This window comes from Tenacibaculum profundicola (assembly GCF_057220795.1).
On the sequence record NZ_CM170137.1, the window covers coordinates 3,357,676 to 3,375,724 of the forward strand.

Genomic DNA, 18,049 nt, shown 5'->3' on the forward strand with positions numbered 1-18,049 from the left:
TAATACGTATTTTTTACATAATTGAATGACAATATTATGGAATTACCAATAAAACAAAAAGCCACCAAATTAACGCTATTGAATTTTAAAAGTATATCGATAAGAACTTTTTGGATAACATCAATCGCCTTTTTTCTTTGTTTTTTCTCTTGGTTTGGAATTGTACCCTTTATGCCAGATGTAGTTAAAGACTTAGGCTTGACTCCTGATCAAAAATGGAACTCCATTGTTTTAGCGGTGTCAGGAACCGTGTTTTCTAGACTTTTAATTGGGAAATTATGTGATAAATACGGACCACGTTTGTGTTATACTTGGTTGTTAGTACTTGGTGCTATCCCAGTGATTTTAATTGGGTTTGTTCAAACGCCTGTACAGTTTTTGCTATGTAGGTTATTTATAGGTTTTATAGGAGCTTCTTTTGTCATTACTCAGGTGCATACTTCCCTTATGTTTGCGCCTAATGTTATTGGTACAGCGAATGCAACTTCCGCAGGTTGGGGTAATTTAGGGGGAGGAGCAAATAGATTAGGAATGCCACTTGTTGCTGCTGTTTTGGTGAGTTTAGGAATTGCTGAGGCAGAGAATGCTTGGCGCTATGCGATGGTTACTGCTGGGGCGGTATGCTTTATCATGGGGTGGGTCTATTATTTCTTTACGCAAGACACCTTAGATGGAAATTATAAAGAACTGAAAGCAAAAGGACAATTACCTCAGGAGAAAAAAGATGAAGTTGGTTTTCTAGAAGTCTTGAACGATTATAGAGTTTGGATTTTATTTATAGTGTATGCGGCTTGTTTTGGTATTGAATTAACCGTGTACGGAACAATGGATGATTACCTGCAAAACACCTTTAAATTAGATAGAGTAACTGCAGGTAATATTGTTCTTTCCTTTGCTTTGATGAATATATTTGCGAGAACACTAGGTGGCGCGTTCGGTGATAAATTTGGTGAAAGGAAGGGGTTAAGAGGGCGAGTAATATTCTTAACTGTTATTTTAGCCTTAGAAGGAATGATGTTATCAATATTTTCTACTATTTCATTCTTACCAGTAGCTATCGTGTTTTTAATAGCTTTTAGTTTAACAGTTCAAATGGCAGAAGGTGCTACTTTTTCAGTAGTTCCTTTTATTAACAAGAAAGCTGTTGGGTCAATAGCTGGAATTGTAGGCGCTGGTGGTAATGTTGGTGCATTTTTAGCGGCAATATTACTTAAGTCAAAATCGGCAGCGGCAGAACAGGTTGTCATTGCTACTCATAAGGGAGTTAGTTTGGAAACTATTCAGGCGTTACAGGCGACTGTTTCTTCAAATGCAGTATCTAATGGTTATATGATAATTGGCTGGGTGATTATGGGGGCTGCAATCTTGGCTTCTGTAATTAAATTTTCTACAGCTGATGAAGAAGTTATTGCTAAAGAAATGGAAGCTTCTTTGCAATATGCGGCTGACAAATAATGTCATTGGTAAGTAGGAGTAATTGTGATATAGAGAAAAATATATACGGAATGGTATTAAACGCCTTAGAAACTTAAAAAATGAATACAAATCATGAATGAAATAATTATGAAAACACCGAAAGTGGTGCTAGTGGGAGCGGGACCAGGAGATCCTGAATTGCTTACGCTAAAGGCTATAAATGCTTTACGAAAAGCCAAAGTAGTTCTCTATGATGCTTTAGTCAATGAATCTATATTAGAGTATGCGCCTAAGGCTATACATGTATTTGTAGGTAAGCGAAAAGGGTATCATCATTTTTCACAAAATGAAATCAATAATCTTTTGGTGCAATATGCCTTTGAGTATGGTTGCGTAGTAAGATTGAAAGGTGGGGACCCTTTTGTTTTTGGAAGAGGAAAAGAAGAAACCAATTATATGGAGTCCTTTGGTATAGAAACCGCCATTGTTCCGGGGGTTACTTCGGCGATTGCTGTTCCTGGGGCGTTAGGTATACCCGTAACTCAAAGAGGGTTAGCTGAAAGTTTCTGGGTCATTACCGGAACTACATCATCAGGTAAAATTTCTCAGGATATTGCCTTGGCAGCTACTTCGCAGGCAACGGTGATCATATTGATGGGAATGAGTAAGTTGAGGGAAATTGTTTCGGTATATACACATCATAAAAGGAGTGATTTTCCTATTGCAGTTATTCAAAATGGTACCAAAGACGAACAAAAATCAGTTGTAGGTACTATAGCGTCTATAGAGAGGATAGTAACGCGTAAGAAAATTTCCTCACCAGCGATTATTATCATAGGAGAAGTGGTAAAAGGGTATGAAAGTAAATTGACCTACTTTACAGATGCCTTTATGGAAGAAGATTTTATTTATCAGAACTTAGGTATAACCCTTTAATAGAGAAAAATGAAGTACAATGAGTTGTATCCTATATTTGTAAAAGTTAATGAATTAAATGTTTTAATTGTTGGGGGAGGAAATGTGGCACTCGAGAAATTGTCGTTTTTGTTAAAGTCGAGTCCAAATGCACAGGTAGAGCTAGTTGCTCTTTCTTTTCAAGAAAAGCTTAAAGTTTTGGCAATGAAACACACTGGGGTTAGTTTAACCCAAAAAGCCTACGATAGGTCTGATTTACTTGGGAAGCACATGGTAATTGGTTGTACGGATCAATTGGAGGTAAATTTGCAAATCAATAGAGATGCTAAGGCAAAATGTTTATTGGTGAACATAGCAGATACACCTGATCAATGTGATTTTTATTTGGGGGGTATTGTAACCAAGGGGAATGTTAAAATAGCGATTTCTACGAATGGTAAATCACCTACCATGGCAAAACGTCTTCGACAACTTTTTGAAGACACACTTCCTAATGATATTCATGAATTGGTTAATAATCTCAATTCTTATAGAAGAACATTAAAGGATGATTTTCAAGAAAAAGTTACTATAATGAATAGGGTAACTAAAAGCCTTCTTAGTAATCCCAATTCTTAGGTAAAGTTAGACCGCTTTATCTTTTGGTTTTAACCAAGTATTGTTGTCGTATAATTTCAATGGTTGTTCATAATAGTTTAAAATTAGCTATGAGAAATCTTTTGTCGGTGAAAGTTTTCGTTCTAACTTCTTTTTTGGGGCCTCGCAAAGAGAGCAAGTATAGCTTTCAAGCAAGTCTTCAAAAGGAGTATTTGGGAGAATGTCCTTTGCAGGTTCGCCCTGTTTAGGGTCGTAAATAGTAAGACATTCAATACACTGAAAGATGTCATGCGCTATCGACTCAGAAGGAGTATTGCGTTCTTCTGATTCTTCTTTTTCTGCACCTAATTGCTCAAAATAAAGGCGGCTTAACTCCATGAGGAGTGCAGGGAGTTCTACTTTGTCTACTGCATGTACATATAGGATGTATTCTTGTTCGTTCGGATCAAAATTTTTGGCGTATAGTAAATTATAGGTATGTCTGGTTTTGTTGTTAGGTTGAAGGGTAGGAGCAGGGTTTATTTCTATGACAATAGACGTAAAGTAATACGTGGTTTTTATATATTGTGTAATGCCGAAAGTCAATCCGTAAGTGCTAATATCATTTTGATCAAAATAAGAAACTAGGTACTTTTTAAGTTGCAAGGCTTCTTCATCGGCTATAGGTAGATGCCAATTCAATTCTAATAAAGAATGCCGTACATTGATACCGTACTTCCCTAATAACTTTTCCCATTGTAATTTTGAAGTAAGAGGGATGTCTTTTACAATAAATGATTTCCAGGGTGTGATAGATATTTTGCCAATTTCGCAAGTCAAGCACAGGTCGCACATTGCTTGTAGAAAATCTAAGTCATATCGATTATTTCTCCAGTATAAGCCCAACCAGTATTTATCGTTGCCAATTCTATTCATGCCTTCGTAATAAGGGAAAGGATGAAATGGGATTTTTAAGGGCTTGTCTACGGTTAAGTTATGAGAATCTATAGTGTCATTAACGATGTCAAATACCATGTCTATTGTTTCCAATTCTTCTATCAAGATAGTTTCAATTACTGACGCCACTTTGGCAATATCCCAACTATAAATTAACGCCGGATATAGGGATTTCTTTTTCCATTTCGGGAGTCTTACATATAAATACCAGTAATCTTCGTGCTCAGAGGCGACAAAGTTGAGGTGACCCGTAAAAAGTGGTATTAAACGCTGTTTTGGATCAACAATATTAATTTTTAAGATAGGGGTTTCCTTAAATTGTTCTAAGATATACAAATAAGTATCACTAGTAAGCCATTGCGTATACGGAAAAATATAGCTAGAAACATAAGAAGATACGATGTTTTGTTTTCTAGCATCACTGGGGGAAATGATCTCAAAATCCGAGTAAGAGTGCAATTGTTTTTCATCAACACTTCCGGGAAAGATAATGTCTTGCCTTGATCCAAATGAAATAGCATCCAAGCCAGCGTTTTCGGCTATGTTACAAATAGATTTCAATTCTCCAGGAGATAGTATGCCTCCCTTTATGATTAATCGTGTTAGTTGTTTCATGCTATTAGTTCTTTTTAATGTCAAGGAGTTCCTTTACTTCTGTTTTGCAGCTACCGCAACCAAGGCCCGCTCCTGTTTGGTTACACAGTTCCGTAAAGTCAGTATAGCCATTGGTAATGGCTTCTTCTAAATTATCTTTTCCTACTTGGCTGCAGGAGCAGATTAGCTTTCCTTTAACTATAGTTTCAGAAGTTGTTCCGCGCAAAAGGGTTTCTCGTTTCGTTGACAATTCAACCTTTCCTTCAATGAGTGTTTTAAACTCTGCAAATTCACTCTTGTCTCCTACCAGAACTGCGCCCACGAGTTGATCATTTTTGACAATGCATCTTTTGTAATAGTGCCTATGTATATCTTTCAATATGATTTCCTCATGGTCATCATCAGGCATATTAACTTCACCTAAACTGCATAGGTTTAAGTTTTTGAATTTAAGAATATTCATGGCTACAGAACCTTTGTATAAGCTGCTAACATCTCCTGCTAAATAATTGGCTAAAATACCCGCTTGTTCCTCGGCTGCTGAGGTGATACCTAGTAATTTGCTTCTAAACTCGGCAATTTCTCCTATAGCAAAGATATTAGGGTCAGAGGTTTGTAAGTGTTGGTTTACTTTTATACCTCTACCGCACAGAATTCCCGCAGTTTTGGCAATTTCAATATTAGGAACCGTTCCAATGGCGTAAACAATAGCATTAGATTGGAAGGAACGTCCGCTTCTTAAGGTAATATTTAGTATTCCTGATTTAGTGCTGTCAAATACAGTGCTTACTTCATTAGAAAAATACACTTGAATGCCTAAATCATGCACATGCCTAGCTACTAGTTTACTGGCAATAGTATCTAGTTGGCGTTCCATTAAACGAGAACTTCGTTGTACGATGCTTACCTTGATTTCTTGTTCCCTCAAAGCAGCTGCTAGTTCTAGTCCCAGCAACCCTCCTCCTGCGATAGTAACATGTTTGTTGGGTTCAGGGGTATGTATACCTTTTAAATAGGTTTTGAATTTATCGGCATCCGCTTTGCTTCTTATGGTGAAACGACCTGGTAAATTTAATTGGACTTCATTGGGTACGAAAGCTCTACTTCCTGTGGCTAAAATAAGGGTGTCATAGGTGTGTTTGTTTCCAAAATTATCGATAACTATTTTATCGTTTCGATGTATGTGTTCAATAAAAGTTTCATCGTACATATGAATACGAAGCGCTGTGAGTTTCTTTATTTTTTTGAGTTCTTCCCAAGACAATTCGTCGGTTACATACTCTGGAAGAAGAACTCTGTTGTAGAAAGAATGCTTTTCTTTAGAAAATACGTGTATTTCATCTTTTTCAATATGTTCTCTATAATTTTGCACAAATCGAAAAGCAGCGGCTCCTGCGCCAATGATTACAATCTTTTCTGGTTTTTTTTCATATTTTGATACCGAAACTAGGGTATGCTTAAAATCGGGTTGTTTAGAAATAGGATCAAGTGCTGTTTTTGTGAGGTTATTAGCACGGTTAAGATCGCTATGCAATTGCTTGCCCCAATGCATGGGTAAAAACACAACTCCTTGTTTAATGTTTTCTGTAACTTTTGCCCTTAGACGAACCATTCCACTTTCACTAGTTACTTCAACTACTTGCCCGTCTTTGATTTTTTGGAGAAAAGCATCTACTAAATTGATTTCTAAGACAGGGCTAGAGTAATGGGTTTGTAATCTTGCCACTTTACCTGTTTTAGTCATGGTGTGCCACTGATCTCTGATTCTGCCTGTTGTTAGAATCAGAGGGTATTGTTCATTCGTTTTTTCGGAACTAGTTTTACTGATGTCTGGAATATTGAAAGAGGCTTTTTGAGAAGGAGTGTAAAACTTGTTGTCTTCAAAAAGACGAACGGTGCCTCTACTGCCATATGAGTTAACAGGCCATTGGAAGGTACCCTCTTTCTTTAAGCGATCATAGTTTAGATGGGAGATGTCAATACGGGTTCCTCGTGTCATGGCGCAGTATTCTTTATAAATATCTTCCGTTTGGGGGTAATTGAATCCATTAAATCCCATTCGTTGTGCAAAATCACAAAGAATATCAACGTCAGGTCGCGCTTCTCCCGGTGCATCAATATACTTGGGGAGGTAAGAAATTCGTCTTTCTGAATTGGTCATTGTACCTTCTTTTTCTAACCAACCTGCAGCCGGAAGTACTAAATCGGCATATGCCAACGTATCAGATCGATTTGAAATATCTTGTACAATAACAAATTTAGCGTTCTTTAGAGAAGCTTCGATCCGATGCATATTGGGCATGCTTACCATCGGATTGGTGCAAATGATCCAAATTGCCTTCATTTTTCCACTTTCTAATGCATCAAACATCTCAGTAGCTGTGTACCCGGGATTTGGAGAAATAGAATCGACACCCCAAAAATTGCTTACTTCTTTTCGATGTACAGGATTGGATAAATCCTTGTGAACCGCCAACAGATTTGCCATGCCTCCAACCTCTCTGCCTCCCATGGCATTTGGTTGACCGGTAAGAGAAAAAGGACCCGCCCCTGGTTTTCCTATCTGACCTGTAATTAACGAGAGATTTAACAGGGCATAATTCTTATGGACACCAACAGTACTTTGGTTTAGCCCCATGGCCCACATGCTAATAAAACCTGTGGCATTTCCAATAAAGGAAGCAGCTTTTTTTATTTGAGCGATGGGTACACCGCATAACTTTGAAGCCTCTTTCAATGAAGTGCTCCTTACTTGTTGTTTGTAAGCGTCAAAATGATCGGTATGATTTTTAATGAATTTAGTGTCTATTTTTCTTTTATCGATTAGATATCTTCCGATGGCATTGTATAAAGTGACGTCGGTACCCGGGGTGATTTGCAAGTGCAAGTCGGCAAACTTTGCGGTATCTGTTTTACGAGGGTCGACTACAATTACTTTGACAGAAGGGTTTTCTTCTTTGTGTTTTTCTAATCTGCGGAATACTATGGGGTGACACCATGCCGGATTAGCTCCGGTTATTAAAAAACAATCAGCTAGTTCTATATCATCGTAACTGATAGGAACGGAATCTTCACCAAATGTGCTTTTGTAACCTACTACTGCCGAACTCATGCAGAGCCTAGAATTTGTGTCTATATTATTCGTTTTTAAAAAACCTTTTGTGAGTTTATTAGCAATATAATATTCTTCAGTAAGGCATTGACCAGAAACATAAATTCCAACACTGTCAGCGCCATGTTGTTTAATTAAAGTTTTGAATACTTGTGAAGCCCGATTCATAGCTACTTCCCAACTGACTCTTTCTCTGGGGTACGATTTGTTCCATCGCATTTCTGGATAAAGTATTCGATCAGAAGTATCATTGACTACATGATGTAGGTTCATTCCTTTAGAGCATAGCATTCCTTTATTAACTGGATGGGTTTTGTCTCCTTCTACCGTAATTTTTCCATGTATATTCTTAGTAACCTCTATCCCACAACCAACGCCGCAATAACAACAAGTGGTTTTTGTTTTTTGATGTGTCATACGTTTGCAAGTTAATGAAAATAAGTATTTATACGTAAAAAAATACGTATAAAATTAGACGTTACTTATTTGCTATAGGATTCATTTAGGGATTATGGTGAGTAGTTTGAAAAATATCTACTGTGTATATTGACTTTTTTGTTGAGTTTTGAAGAGTTATAAGTTGATGGAAGGCAGTAAGTTACGGATTTATCACAAACAGAATCTTTAGAGGTGTTTTTTTATGTTCAATATTTAAGTAATCGAATTATAAATTAAGAGTAGTTTTGATGGGATATGTTTTCTGGACGAATTCATTACAAAAGCTTTTTTGGGAAACAGTAAATAGTGCTTATTTTTGAAAAGTACAATAGCAGTAAAACAAAACTTGAAATCACATTTTTCTAAATAAGATACATCTATGGGTATAGTTAAAAATATGTTATACAAACTTTCCAATGAAAGGTTCTTGTCCGTTTTTAGAAATCAAAGTGTTTTTCCATATTACCACCTAGTGAACGATAATCAAGTTGCTCATGTAGAACATTTATATCCTTATAAAAACCGCAAACAATTTTTGCATGATTTGGAGATACTCTCTAAGAATTACAAACCTATGAATCCTGGTGATTTATTTGAAGATAAAAGTTTTAATAATCGATTTTTAATTTCTTTTGATGATGGGTTGCAGGAGGTGTATTCTGTAATTTATCCAATTTTAAAAGAACGTAATATCAAAGCTATATTCTTTATCAATCCAAATTTTATTGATAATCATGAAGGGCTGTATAAACATTATATTAGCATCATACTAACGCATTTAAAAAGCGAGAATTTTGATCGCGCTATGTTAAAAAAAATAAGTCGACATTTATCCTTTACGTTTAATTCAATGGAGGAGTTTAAGCAAAAAATTAAAAGTATTCAGTATTCTGATAGGAATAAAATAAACGATATTTTAGGGCTGTTAAACATTGATATAAAAAAATATTTGCGAGAGTCTAGGCCATATATAACCAAAGAGCAAATACAGGAAATGATAAATGACGGCCATTATTTCGGAGGTCATACCATGGCGCACCCACCTTTGAATCAGTTATCTCATGAAGAACAAAAAAAGGAAATCGTCGATTCTATGGAATGGCTTAAGGATAATTTTAATATCAAGTATTCGTTTTTTTCTTTTCCGTTTTCAGACAAACCTATTTCCAAAAAATTAATAGAAGCCTTATTTGAATATGATAAAACGATCATGTTATTTGGGAATTCGGGGTTAAAAAAAGATATTGACCATAGAATTATCCAACGATTTTCATTAGAAAACCCAGAAAAACAAACAAAGAAACAACTTGTTACCGAAAACCTTTATAAATATTTCAATAAAGGAATCGGTACATATAAGATTAAAAGAAAATGAGTGTAATTAAAAAAATATTCAAAAAAGATATTCCAGCATTATTATCAAATAGTGCCTTTTGGAATTCTTCTTTTTTAGCTATAAGTAAACATCGACTTTTTGCGCATTATAAAAATCCTGTTCTTGAAGATGATGATATTGTTTTGTTGTTAGCGTACTTAAACGATGAATTAGTTGGCTATATGGGATTGTTTGTTGATCAAATACGCATTGACAATCGTTTTGAAAAAATTGGTTGGCTATCCACGTGGTGGGTGCATCCCAAAACTAAGGGCATGGGCATTGGACGTAAAATTTTAAATACCATGTATACTGAAAATGAAGGTAAGATTGGTATTTCTCAGTTTACTCCTAGCGCAAAAAGAGTGTATGATAAATCGGGGTATTTTACAACGCTAAAAGAAAGTAAAGGGATTAAAGCGGTGTTGAGAAGTAACTTACAGTTTGTGGTTCCGATAGTGTTTCCAAAAACTAAAAACATCGCACGAACCTTGAATCGAATAGACCATCTAATTAATGGTTTTATTAATTTAAAATTAAAAATTCAAAAGAAACGAATATCAAGAAAATTAAAAGACATACAACTAGAATATCTAAATTATATTGATGATGATACCTTAAATTGTATTCATCATAATAATAAAAGTGATATTGCTATTAAAGATAAAGAGTTCTTTGAGTGGTTAAAAGCGTACAATTGGGTTCAAAAAGCGCCTTTATTACACTTAACAAACAATAACAAATATGAGTTTTCTATGTACGACAATGAATTTGAATATTCGTTGATAAAAATTATGAAAGAAAATAGTTGTATTGGTTTTTTAGTATTGCAAAAAAGAAATTATGTATGTAAAGTTCTGTATACCTATGGAGATATGTCAAAACATGGAGTAGATATGTCAAACATTATTAAGTTACAAGCTATGAGTCAAAATACGAGAGAGATTATTTGTTATGAAGATGCGATTTGTGCTCATTTAAAACAATCTGCTATTTTCTTATACAAAAGAAAAAAGGTCAAACAATCAATTATTTCAAAAGTATACAATACAACTAATTTTGACAACTATAGAGTTAATTTTGGTGATGGTGATTGTTCTTTTGCTTAGTATAAAGTTTATGGAGTAATAGTTTGCTACTGGTATGGGTAATATTATATAAACACACAAAAGGCTAAAATGAATTATAGAAAGGCAAGGGAAGAGGATGTTTCAATAATTGTGAAAATGATTGCGGATGATGAACTGGGAGAGACAAGGGAAAATTTTAAAATTCCTTTGCCATCTGAATATATGAAAGCTTTTGAGAAAATAAATTCCGATGAAAATCAAGAATTAATAGTTGTTGAAAATGAAGCTATGGAGATTATTGGAACACTGCAATTATCATTTATACACTATCTAACTTATAGGGGAGGAATTAGGGCGCAAATTCAGGCTGTTAGAATTAGAAAGGATAAAAGAGGGCGGGGTATTGGAAAAGAAATGTTCCGATGGGGCAATTGCTAGGGCTAAAGAAAGGAATGCGCATCTCCTACAGTTGACCACCGATAAAAGGAGGCCAGAAGCAATTAGGTTTTATAAAGATTTAGGTTTCGAGCGATCACACGAAGGAATGAAAATGTATTTTAAACCGCTTAGGAATTAATACCAGTTATTGTTTGAATTTACGGTAAATTCAAAATGGTAAATGGTGTAACATCAGAAAAGGTATAATTCGTAGAAAGAAAACATCATTTTCTTTTCACTAATTCAATAATCAACCAGTTTGGTGTTTTCGGTTATTTGTGATTGTCAAGTCGGGTAAGAGGGGAAGTTTTTTCTAAAATAGTTGATGGTGTTTATTTGTCTTAGTCATAGAATACGGCACGTCATATAATTAGCAGGAAATAGTTTGTTTCCAAAACTTCCACCAAGATCTTTTAGTTTCGTATTCAAAAAGCCCACTTTTGACCAGAATCTCTTCAATAATATCATCCTTTCCATAATCAGTCAAGTGTAAAATTGGTTCTTGTATTTCTCTTGAAGTTTTTGCATGCTGACCTTCGTGAAAATAGATTTCAGTGATTTTATCTGAATCGTCTAATTCATTAAAGATTTTTTCAATAGCCTTAAAAATTAGTGGTGTTTTCTCTTTTTCGGAATCAGATAAAGTTGCTAGCTTTTCTGCTGAATTTAACAGAAAGTTATATAATTCGGTATCGATGTTTTTTCATAACTACTGCGCATAGGGTTTAAATACACTTGATTTAAGGCAACTGAAAAAGGTGTGTACTGAATTGTATTTATTTTAATCATAGAATACGGAAAGCCATATTCCTAGTTGTTAGTCGTCTCTGCTATTTTCTCTTTTAAGTTTTCAATTCTTTGCTTATGACGTTCTTCACCGCTTATTTTAAAAGCTTTGATTACAAAACTCAAAGCATTTTTGTAATCATTGTTTCTTTCGTAATAATCTGCCATAGAATCATAAACGTTGGCGCTATTTGGATAATATTTCATAGCTAATTCAAAAAACATTTTAGATTTTTCTAATTGCTTCATATCTAAACTCATGTACCCCGACATGTTCAATAATTCTTGTGGGTAGGGCGGAACGGCATAGCCAAAATAACTTTTAAGTTTGTCGGCACGATTGTTTATGATAGTAAATAATTCTTCTTTTGAAGTCTCTGGAGAATTGAATTTGTCCGTATTTTCCATCTGGTACCATTCAAAATCAAAGATTAACCCATCCATTATAGATGGAAATGAAATAGTCCCGTGTAAATCATATGGATAGAACTTCCATTTGAATGCTAACCCATTGTTTTTGTTTTGTTTTACTATGTTTGAAAAAGTAATATTTGATCTTGCAAATAGGGTGAAATCTGATGTGTCTTGCATCACATTCTCTATAGTAACTTTAGGGTTTTGCATATGCAATTGACCACCTAAAGACATAAAGAGGGATTTCCCTTTATAGCTCTTCCTTGCGAGTTTTTCTTTTGCTTCGTTTAATAATTTTTGACTATCCCAATCTAGACTTGGGTCAATGGCTAAATAATTTGAAAATAAATGTGAATTATTAATCAGTGTGTAAATTGTGAATAAACCTCCATAGGAATGCCCTATTAAAGTTCTGAAATTAGTAACGGGATATTTATTTTCTACAAATGGAATTAGTTCAGTCTCTATAAATTTACTGAAATTAGCCGCTTCTCCATTTACTTGTTCAAAAGGCATTCCGTACATCTCCGTTACTTTTGAAGTTGTTAAGTCACGTGTTCTGTTACTGTTGTTAGAAATGCCAATAATAATCATTTCAGGTACAAAGCCACCACTATAAAAATTGTGAACATTAGTAACAGTGGGTAGGAATACTTCTCCATCCAATACATATAATACAGGATATTTTTGGTTTGTAGTTGGATTATAATTTGCAGGTAGTTGCACATAAATTTTCCTGTGCTCTTTTAGGTTTTTGGAATATACACTATCTAAAACCCCAACTTTTTGCAAATATTGTTGATTATGATCTTCTTGAGCTTTTCCAAATTGTTGAAAGAAAACTACGATTATTATTGTTAATACTATCCTTAAACTACTTGTCATTTTATTGTTTTAATAAGTTTTATTTTTTTACTAAGTCTAACGTGAGTCTGCGAACAAACTCCATTTTTTTCATAACTACTGCGCATAGGGCCTAATACCAATTTAAGTCCCTTTTTTATGCAGATTTTAGTCATAAACGGCATAAATATAAGTGATTTTAGGCAATTTGAAAATGGTTTGTACAAACTTGTGATGCCTATTCTTAGGTAAAAAGGTTACTCACTAATTTCGTTTCATTCATTAAAATGTTTCAAATAACTATCGGCAATGATATAAGTTGAAAATAACTTGGGTGTCATTATGCATGAACTGCTGCATGCTATAACTTTATGTACGTTGTGCGAGAGGCGCACTCTCTTCTTTACCGAGGCGAGCTATCTACTTGATTGTGAAAAGTTATATTTTGTTCTGCTGAAAACTTCTCAGTTAAAAGATTCCATAGCTCTGAATACCCATTGTCATATCCTAGAGCCCAAATTCCCACACCTCCTACTTGATTCTTTTTTATCCAATCATATTTGATCGAAAGTGATTTTTTATCTTCGAAAAAGAGTTGACGATACCCGTAGTTATGATCTTTAACAATTAAATAGGAGGAAGCACTTATGGAATCAAATTTTATTGGAGTTTGTAATGAGTCAATATAGAACTTCCGAATCCTATTGTAGGGTGGATGGTCTATAAATTTTGAAACAGTGGCTCCTGGGATAGGTTTTTTGGTATTCCATTGTGCACCGTAATAAGGAAGTCCAACTATTAATTTTTGGAGATCTACTCCTTTGTTTTCGTAATAGTTAATAGAACTTTTTAGGCCTTTACCAAATTTTATACTTTGATTAAAAGGAGTTACTGGTCCAGTAGTTTTGCTAAATGACCCGTAATAATCATACCCCATTAAGGTGTAAAAATCTACAAAGGGGTCAATGGCTTGAATATCGAAAATATCGTTCCAGTCTTCTGCGTAAAGGCAAAGAGATATCATGTAGTTTGGATCGTCTTGCTTTAGTCTATTTGAAATATCAACAATAAATTTAGTAAAACTCTTTTTGTTATTTTTCGATACGCCTTCGAAATCAATGTTTATACCATTGGCCGACCTCAGCTTTAATAAATTTGAAATGCTATCCATGAGTGTTTTTTGCGCTTTAGGATTTTCGAGAAAAATAGCGTTGTTGTTATGTCCAAAATTCGAAACCGAAAGAAATACCTTGCAATTAGATGCTTTAGCACTATCAATCAAAGCAGTAGTTTTCCATTGATGAATACTTTTATAGTTTCCAGTTTCTGGCTCGATCGTGTACGAAAAATAAGAAAGACCCCATAACATGGAAAAATTGTAGTTTTTCCATGAAGAACCATTGGAATATATGTGCCAGCCAAAGGTTCGGATATCTGGGTGAACTTTTCCTTTTTTGAAAAGTGTTTTTTTCTGGGGGATTTTGTTCAGACTATCCCATTGCTGCTCTGTCTTAAAATTGAAACCTTCAAATGTTTTTTCGTGCAAATGTCGTTGACTGATAAAATTGCTGTTGTTTGATACGAAATGTACATCCTTATTTTCAGCGGTTTTATTATGGTTGCATCTTGTTAATAATAGTAATGAAACAATGGTAATTAAGAATATCTTCATTTAGTTTTGTATAACTAGCATATATACGCAATTGTATATATTTCATATCCAAATATAATTATTTAAGCGTAGGTTATAAATGTTTTTCTAAGGATATAATTGGTGCTAGGTACTTAAAATATTCGCCTTATAGATTTTAATATTATGGAGAAAAACAGTATTCAAAACCTTAATGTCATCCGTTTTTTAAACGTTTAAAAAATGACTATTGTAATTCTTCTTACCGACAATAAATAAAAGCTAAAAAGGACGTTTTATTAAGGTATGTTAAAATGGTAAATGGGATACGTGTATAAATTCAATCAGCTCCTGATGTCAGATTCATAATAACCCCAGTTATTAAAACCCTATATGGTTTGCGATTCCGTTAATTTTAAACCTTGATGTTTGATTTTCTCTGCTTGCGGACAACGTCTCTTGTATGATGTGTTTGCATTCCTAAGGTTACTTATTCAGTATATAAATTGCTGAAAATTGCTGTTAATTGTTTCTGATTTCAATTTCTGTAGTCTCAAAATTATAAATAATTCAAATCTATACCATCTTGATGATATCTTATTTCAAATTTAAAACTAGAGGTGTTTTCGGGAGCTTCTTTTAGAATAAAAATTAATTCATCAGCAATGCTTGGAGTCGAGTTGATATACGCTATTAAGTCAAACTTAATATAATATGGTAAAACATTGTTATAATTCAATACTAAAACATCAAATAAGTGATTTATATTTTGCCCTGATTCATTTAATGAATTATAATCATTGTTTGTGAATATTTCAATATTTGTTATTTTTTCATAAGTACTAGGGGGAGCTGTATTGCAAGCATGAGAACTCGCAATAAAAACACTTTTCATTTTTTTCTGTTGTAGGCAAAGTATGTTTCCATTTGAGCATTTATTATGATCGAGTATTCTCTGTATGAAACAGAATTAGTCTCAATTTCTGATAATCTAATTTCATGTTTTTCATTTACAATATCAATTTGCATTATATTAAAACCTAACGAGGAAATTTTAAATTTGTTAGGAAATGGTACGCAATCATCTTCACAAGAAATAATTCCGAAAAACAAAATCACAAGCTAACTTTTAATAAAAAACAGTATTTTCTTTCTCATTAAAATAGGTTTTTATTTTGCTGCTAACTGGGCTTGAGCAAAATCTCTTTTTCATAACTATTGCCCATGGACTTTAAATATATGTGATTTTAGGCAACTTAAAAATGATTTGTGACAAGTTGTATTTATTTGTTTAATCAGAGAATACCTTTAGGTTAGTGTTCGTAAATTCTTAACGGCAGGCCATGTTCATAGTTGTTATAGTTCGTTTTTAGTAGCATTTTTTTCAAATTCTAACTGAATATACTCATTGGACTTCCCTTTTGGTATTGACGGTGAATCCCATTTTGTATTCAAAATCATTTTTCCAATAAAAGTTATTTGACCTATATGATATGGATAATGAGCTATTTGTCGAGTTATACTCTCAATTAATTTGACTTTTTTGTTTCGTATTAAAATGGGTTTGTCAAAATTACTTTCGTCAATAGTATTTAAAGCATTATAAAGACAATTCCATCCTTTCTCCCATCTTTCAAGTAACTCGGAAGAACTTAAGTGCTGCGTTGCAAACTCACTTTCTCGATCTCTCCATTCTTTTTCTCCATCGCTTTCAAAAAAATCCGTCCACCTTGATAACATATTTTCGGACACATGGATCATGATACACGCGATATCATTACTTTCCTCATTATATTTCCAATACAAATCTTTCTCTGTTAATTGTGAAATTGTTTTATCTGCTACCTGTTTATATGACTCAAATTGCTTTTTTATATTTTTTAAATAGTCTTCTATCACTTTTTTATATTTTTAATTGACGGCCTTTTTTTATGACCGATTTTATGGGTTAAATATACTTGATTTTAGGCAACTGAATAAAGGTTTGTAACAACTTGTATTTGTTTTAATTATAGAATACGATACGTCATATGCTTAGTTGTTGACAATTATTTTTTTGTTATTCTATAGTTGGTATTTGTAGTTTCCATGACTTAAAGAAGTGCCCTTTTTTATTATATAATGCTTTATGATTCCCTTGTTCTGAAACGTCTACGTTTTGTAAAGGATGTTTTTTTGTAGCAAAGAAATTAAAGTAGATTTACCACAGCCACTTTCTCCAATAATGGTGGTTATATTTCCTTTTTTTATTTTCAAGTTGAAATCTTGAAAGGTATGTGCAAAAACTTTAGTAGTTAAGTACTAATAACAAAAAAGCATCAACAAAAGTTGATGCTTTAATGGTGGTCCCACATGGGCTCGAACCATGGACCCCCTGATTATGAGTCAGGTGCTCTAACCAACTGAGCTATAGGACCCGTTATTTTGGGTGTGCAAAGATAAAAACTTTTTTAAAATAACAAACAATTTTTACACTTTTCTGCTCATTAAATTATGACCGAATGCTCGAAGTCCCTGCTTCGCAGCATCGGAAATATGTAGGTGCTCTAAGTATTCGAATGCTTTATTTGTATAATACTCAATAAGTTGATGTGTGTGATTAGGAATGTCATTTGCTTCAAAAATGGAAGTAACGTTTTTTACTTTTTCTTCAATACTTTTTTCATGCCCATTGTAAAAATTTAAAAGTTCTTTTTTATCAGTTTCATTGGCTATTTCAAGCGATTTTAGATACAAGTATGTTTTTTTGTTTTCAATGATATCTCCTCCTACTTGTTTTCCAAAGGTTTCCGGATTTCCGAAGGTGTCGAGATAATCGTCTTGAAGTTGAAATGCGATACCTAAATTTAACCCATAATTGTACAAATGATCGGCTTGTTCGTTATCGGCATTGGCAACGATAGCTCCCATTTTTAGGGCAGCTCCTACTAATACAGAAGTTTTTAAACGTATCATTGTAATGTATTCATCAATCGTAACATCGTTTCTAGTTTCAAAATCTACGTCTAATTGCTGACCATCACAAACCTCCAGAGCCGTTTTACTAAAGAGCAAAGCTAATTGCTGAAAAATGGCAGGTTCATAATTTTCAAAATACTGGTAAGCCAAAATAAGCATTGCGTCACCAGATAAAATACCTGTGTTGATGTCCCATTTTTCATGTACGGTTTGTTGACCTCTTCGCAAAGGCGCATCATCCATAATATCATCATGTACTAAGGTGAAGTTGTGAAAAACTTCTATCGCAAGCGCTGCTGGTAAAGCATTTGTATGTTTTCCTGAAAAAACATCGCAGGCAATTAATGTCAACATTGGCCTAATTCTTTTTCCGCCTAATTGTAAGATGTAATCTATAGGTTCATAAAGGTTTTTAGGTTCTCGGGTAAAGCGCTGCTTTTCTAAGTAGTTTAAAAAGTCTGATTGATATTTTAATAAGTCCAAATCTGAAATTTTTTGTAAAAATAAGGTAAACATAAAATGTAAAC

Annotated in this window: 14 protein-coding genes and 1 tRNA gene; 6 read left to right on the forward strand and 9 right to left on the reverse strand. The window is 33.9% G+C overall.

From position 1 onward, the window contains the following. Positions 1-36: 36 nt before the first annotated feature. The 3 genes from AC2TDS_RS14035 to AC2TDS_RS14045 all read left to right on the forward strand — a co-directional run bounded on the left by AC2TDS_RS14035 (position 37) and on the right by AC2TDS_RS14045 (position 2,949). The gene (locus tag AC2TDS_RS14035; RefSeq protein ID WP_484736205.1) at positions 37-1,455 is read left to right on the forward strand and encodes an MFS transporter; all 1,419 of its coding nucleotides are present in this window, start codon (positions 37-39) and stop codon (positions 1,453-1,455) included. Between the two features lie 93 nt (positions 1,456-1,548). After that, complete coding sequence (gene cobA / locus AC2TDS_RS14040; protein ID WP_484736206.1) at positions 1,549-2,352, forward strand: uroporphyrinogen-III C-methyltransferase; 804 nt, start codon at positions 1,549-1,551, stop codon at positions 2,350-2,352. Between the two features lie 9 nt (positions 2,353-2,361). Beyond that, complete coding sequence (locus AC2TDS_RS14045) at positions 2,362-2,949, forward strand: precorrin-2 dehydrogenase/sirohydrochlorin ferrochelatase family protein (protein WP_484736207.1); 588 nt, start codon at positions 2,362-2,364, stop codon at positions 2,947-2,949. 87 nt (positions 2,950-3,036) lie between these two features. On the opposite strand, the gene AC2TDS_RS14050 is transcribed toward AC2TDS_RS14045, so the two are convergent. Next, on the reverse strand, positions 3,037-4,479 hold the full coding sequence (locus AC2TDS_RS14050) for a rubredoxin (RefSeq protein ID WP_484736208.1): 1,443 nt from the start codon (positions 4,477-4,479) through the stop codon (positions 3,037-3,039). A 4-nt stretch (positions 4,480-4,483) separates the two neighbouring features. Beyond that, on the reverse strand, positions 4,484-7,987 hold the full coding sequence (locus AC2TDS_RS14055; protein WP_484736209.1) for a molybdopterin-dependent oxidoreductase: 3,504 nt from the start codon (positions 7,985-7,987) through the stop codon (positions 4,484-4,486). 418 nt (positions 7,988-8,405) lie between these two features. On the opposite strand from AC2TDS_RS14055, the gene AC2TDS_RS14060 reads away from it, so the two are divergent. The 3 genes from AC2TDS_RS14060 (at position 8,406) to AC2TDS_RS14070 (ending at position 10,891) form a co-directional block, all read left to right on the forward strand. Next, positions 8,406-9,383: a polysaccharide deacetylase family protein gene (locus AC2TDS_RS14060; RefSeq protein ID WP_484736210.1), complete on the forward strand. Its 978-nt coding sequence runs from the start codon at positions 8,406-8,408 to the stop codon at positions 9,381-9,383. After that, the gene (locus AC2TDS_RS14065) at positions 9,380-10,492 is read left to right on the forward strand and encodes a GNAT family N-acetyltransferase (RefSeq protein WP_484736211.1); all 1,113 of its coding nucleotides are present in this window, start codon (positions 9,380-9,382) and stop codon (positions 10,490-10,492) included. Before AC2TDS_RS14060 ends, AC2TDS_RS14065 begins: the two co-directional genes overlap by 4 nt. Positions 10,493-10,561: 69 nt before the next feature. After that, a complete protein-coding gene (locus tag AC2TDS_RS14070) occupies positions 10,562-10,891 on the forward strand; it encodes a GNAT family N-acetyltransferase (protein WP_484736212.1) in 330 nt (109 codons plus the stop codon). A gap of 810 nt (positions 10,892-11,701) precedes the next feature. On the opposite strand, the gene AC2TDS_RS14075 is transcribed toward AC2TDS_RS14070, so the two are convergent. The 7 genes from AC2TDS_RS14075 to AC2TDS_RS14105 all read right to left on the reverse strand — a co-directional run bounded on the left by AC2TDS_RS14075 (position 11,702) and on the right by AC2TDS_RS14105 (position 18,005). Continuing rightward, positions 11,702-12,976 carry an alpha/beta hydrolase-fold protein gene (locus AC2TDS_RS14075; RefSeq protein WP_484736213.1) on the reverse strand — a complete coding sequence of 425 codons (1,275 nt, stop codon included), beginning with the start codon at positions 12,974-12,976 and terminating at the stop codon, positions 11,702-11,704. A gap of 361 nt (positions 12,977-13,337) precedes the next feature. Beyond that, positions 13,338-14,606, reverse strand: coding sequence for a glycosyl hydrolase family 18 protein (locus tag AC2TDS_RS14080; protein ID WP_484736214.1), 1,269 nt, complete (start codon positions 14,604-14,606; stop codon positions 13,338-13,340). Between the two features lie 517 nt (positions 14,607-15,123). Beyond that, on the reverse strand, positions 15,124-15,459 hold the full coding sequence (locus AC2TDS_RS14085; RefSeq protein WP_484736215.1) for a hypothetical protein: 336 nt from the start codon (positions 15,457-15,459) through the stop codon (positions 15,124-15,126). Between the two features lie 461 nt (positions 15,460-15,920). Then, a complete protein-coding gene (locus AC2TDS_RS14090) occupies positions 15,921-16,463 on the reverse strand; it encodes a DUF1572 family protein (RefSeq protein ID WP_484736216.1) in 543 nt (180 codons plus the stop codon). A 252-nt stretch (positions 16,464-16,715) separates the two neighbouring features. Further along, on the reverse strand, positions 16,716-16,820 hold the full coding sequence (locus AC2TDS_RS14095) for an ATP-binding cassette domain-containing protein (RefSeq protein WP_484736217.1): 105 nt from the start codon (positions 16,818-16,820) through the stop codon (positions 16,716-16,718). An 84-nt stretch (positions 16,821-16,904) separates the two neighbouring features. Next, positions 16,905-16,981 (reverse strand) — tRNA-Ile (locus AC2TDS_RS14100). 52 nt (positions 16,982-17,033) lie between these two features. Then, complete coding sequence (locus AC2TDS_RS14105; protein ID WP_484736218.1) at positions 17,034-18,005, reverse strand: polyprenyl synthetase family protein; 972 nt, start codon at positions 18,003-18,005, stop codon at positions 17,034-17,036. Positions 18,006-18,049 lie beyond the last annotated feature (44 nt).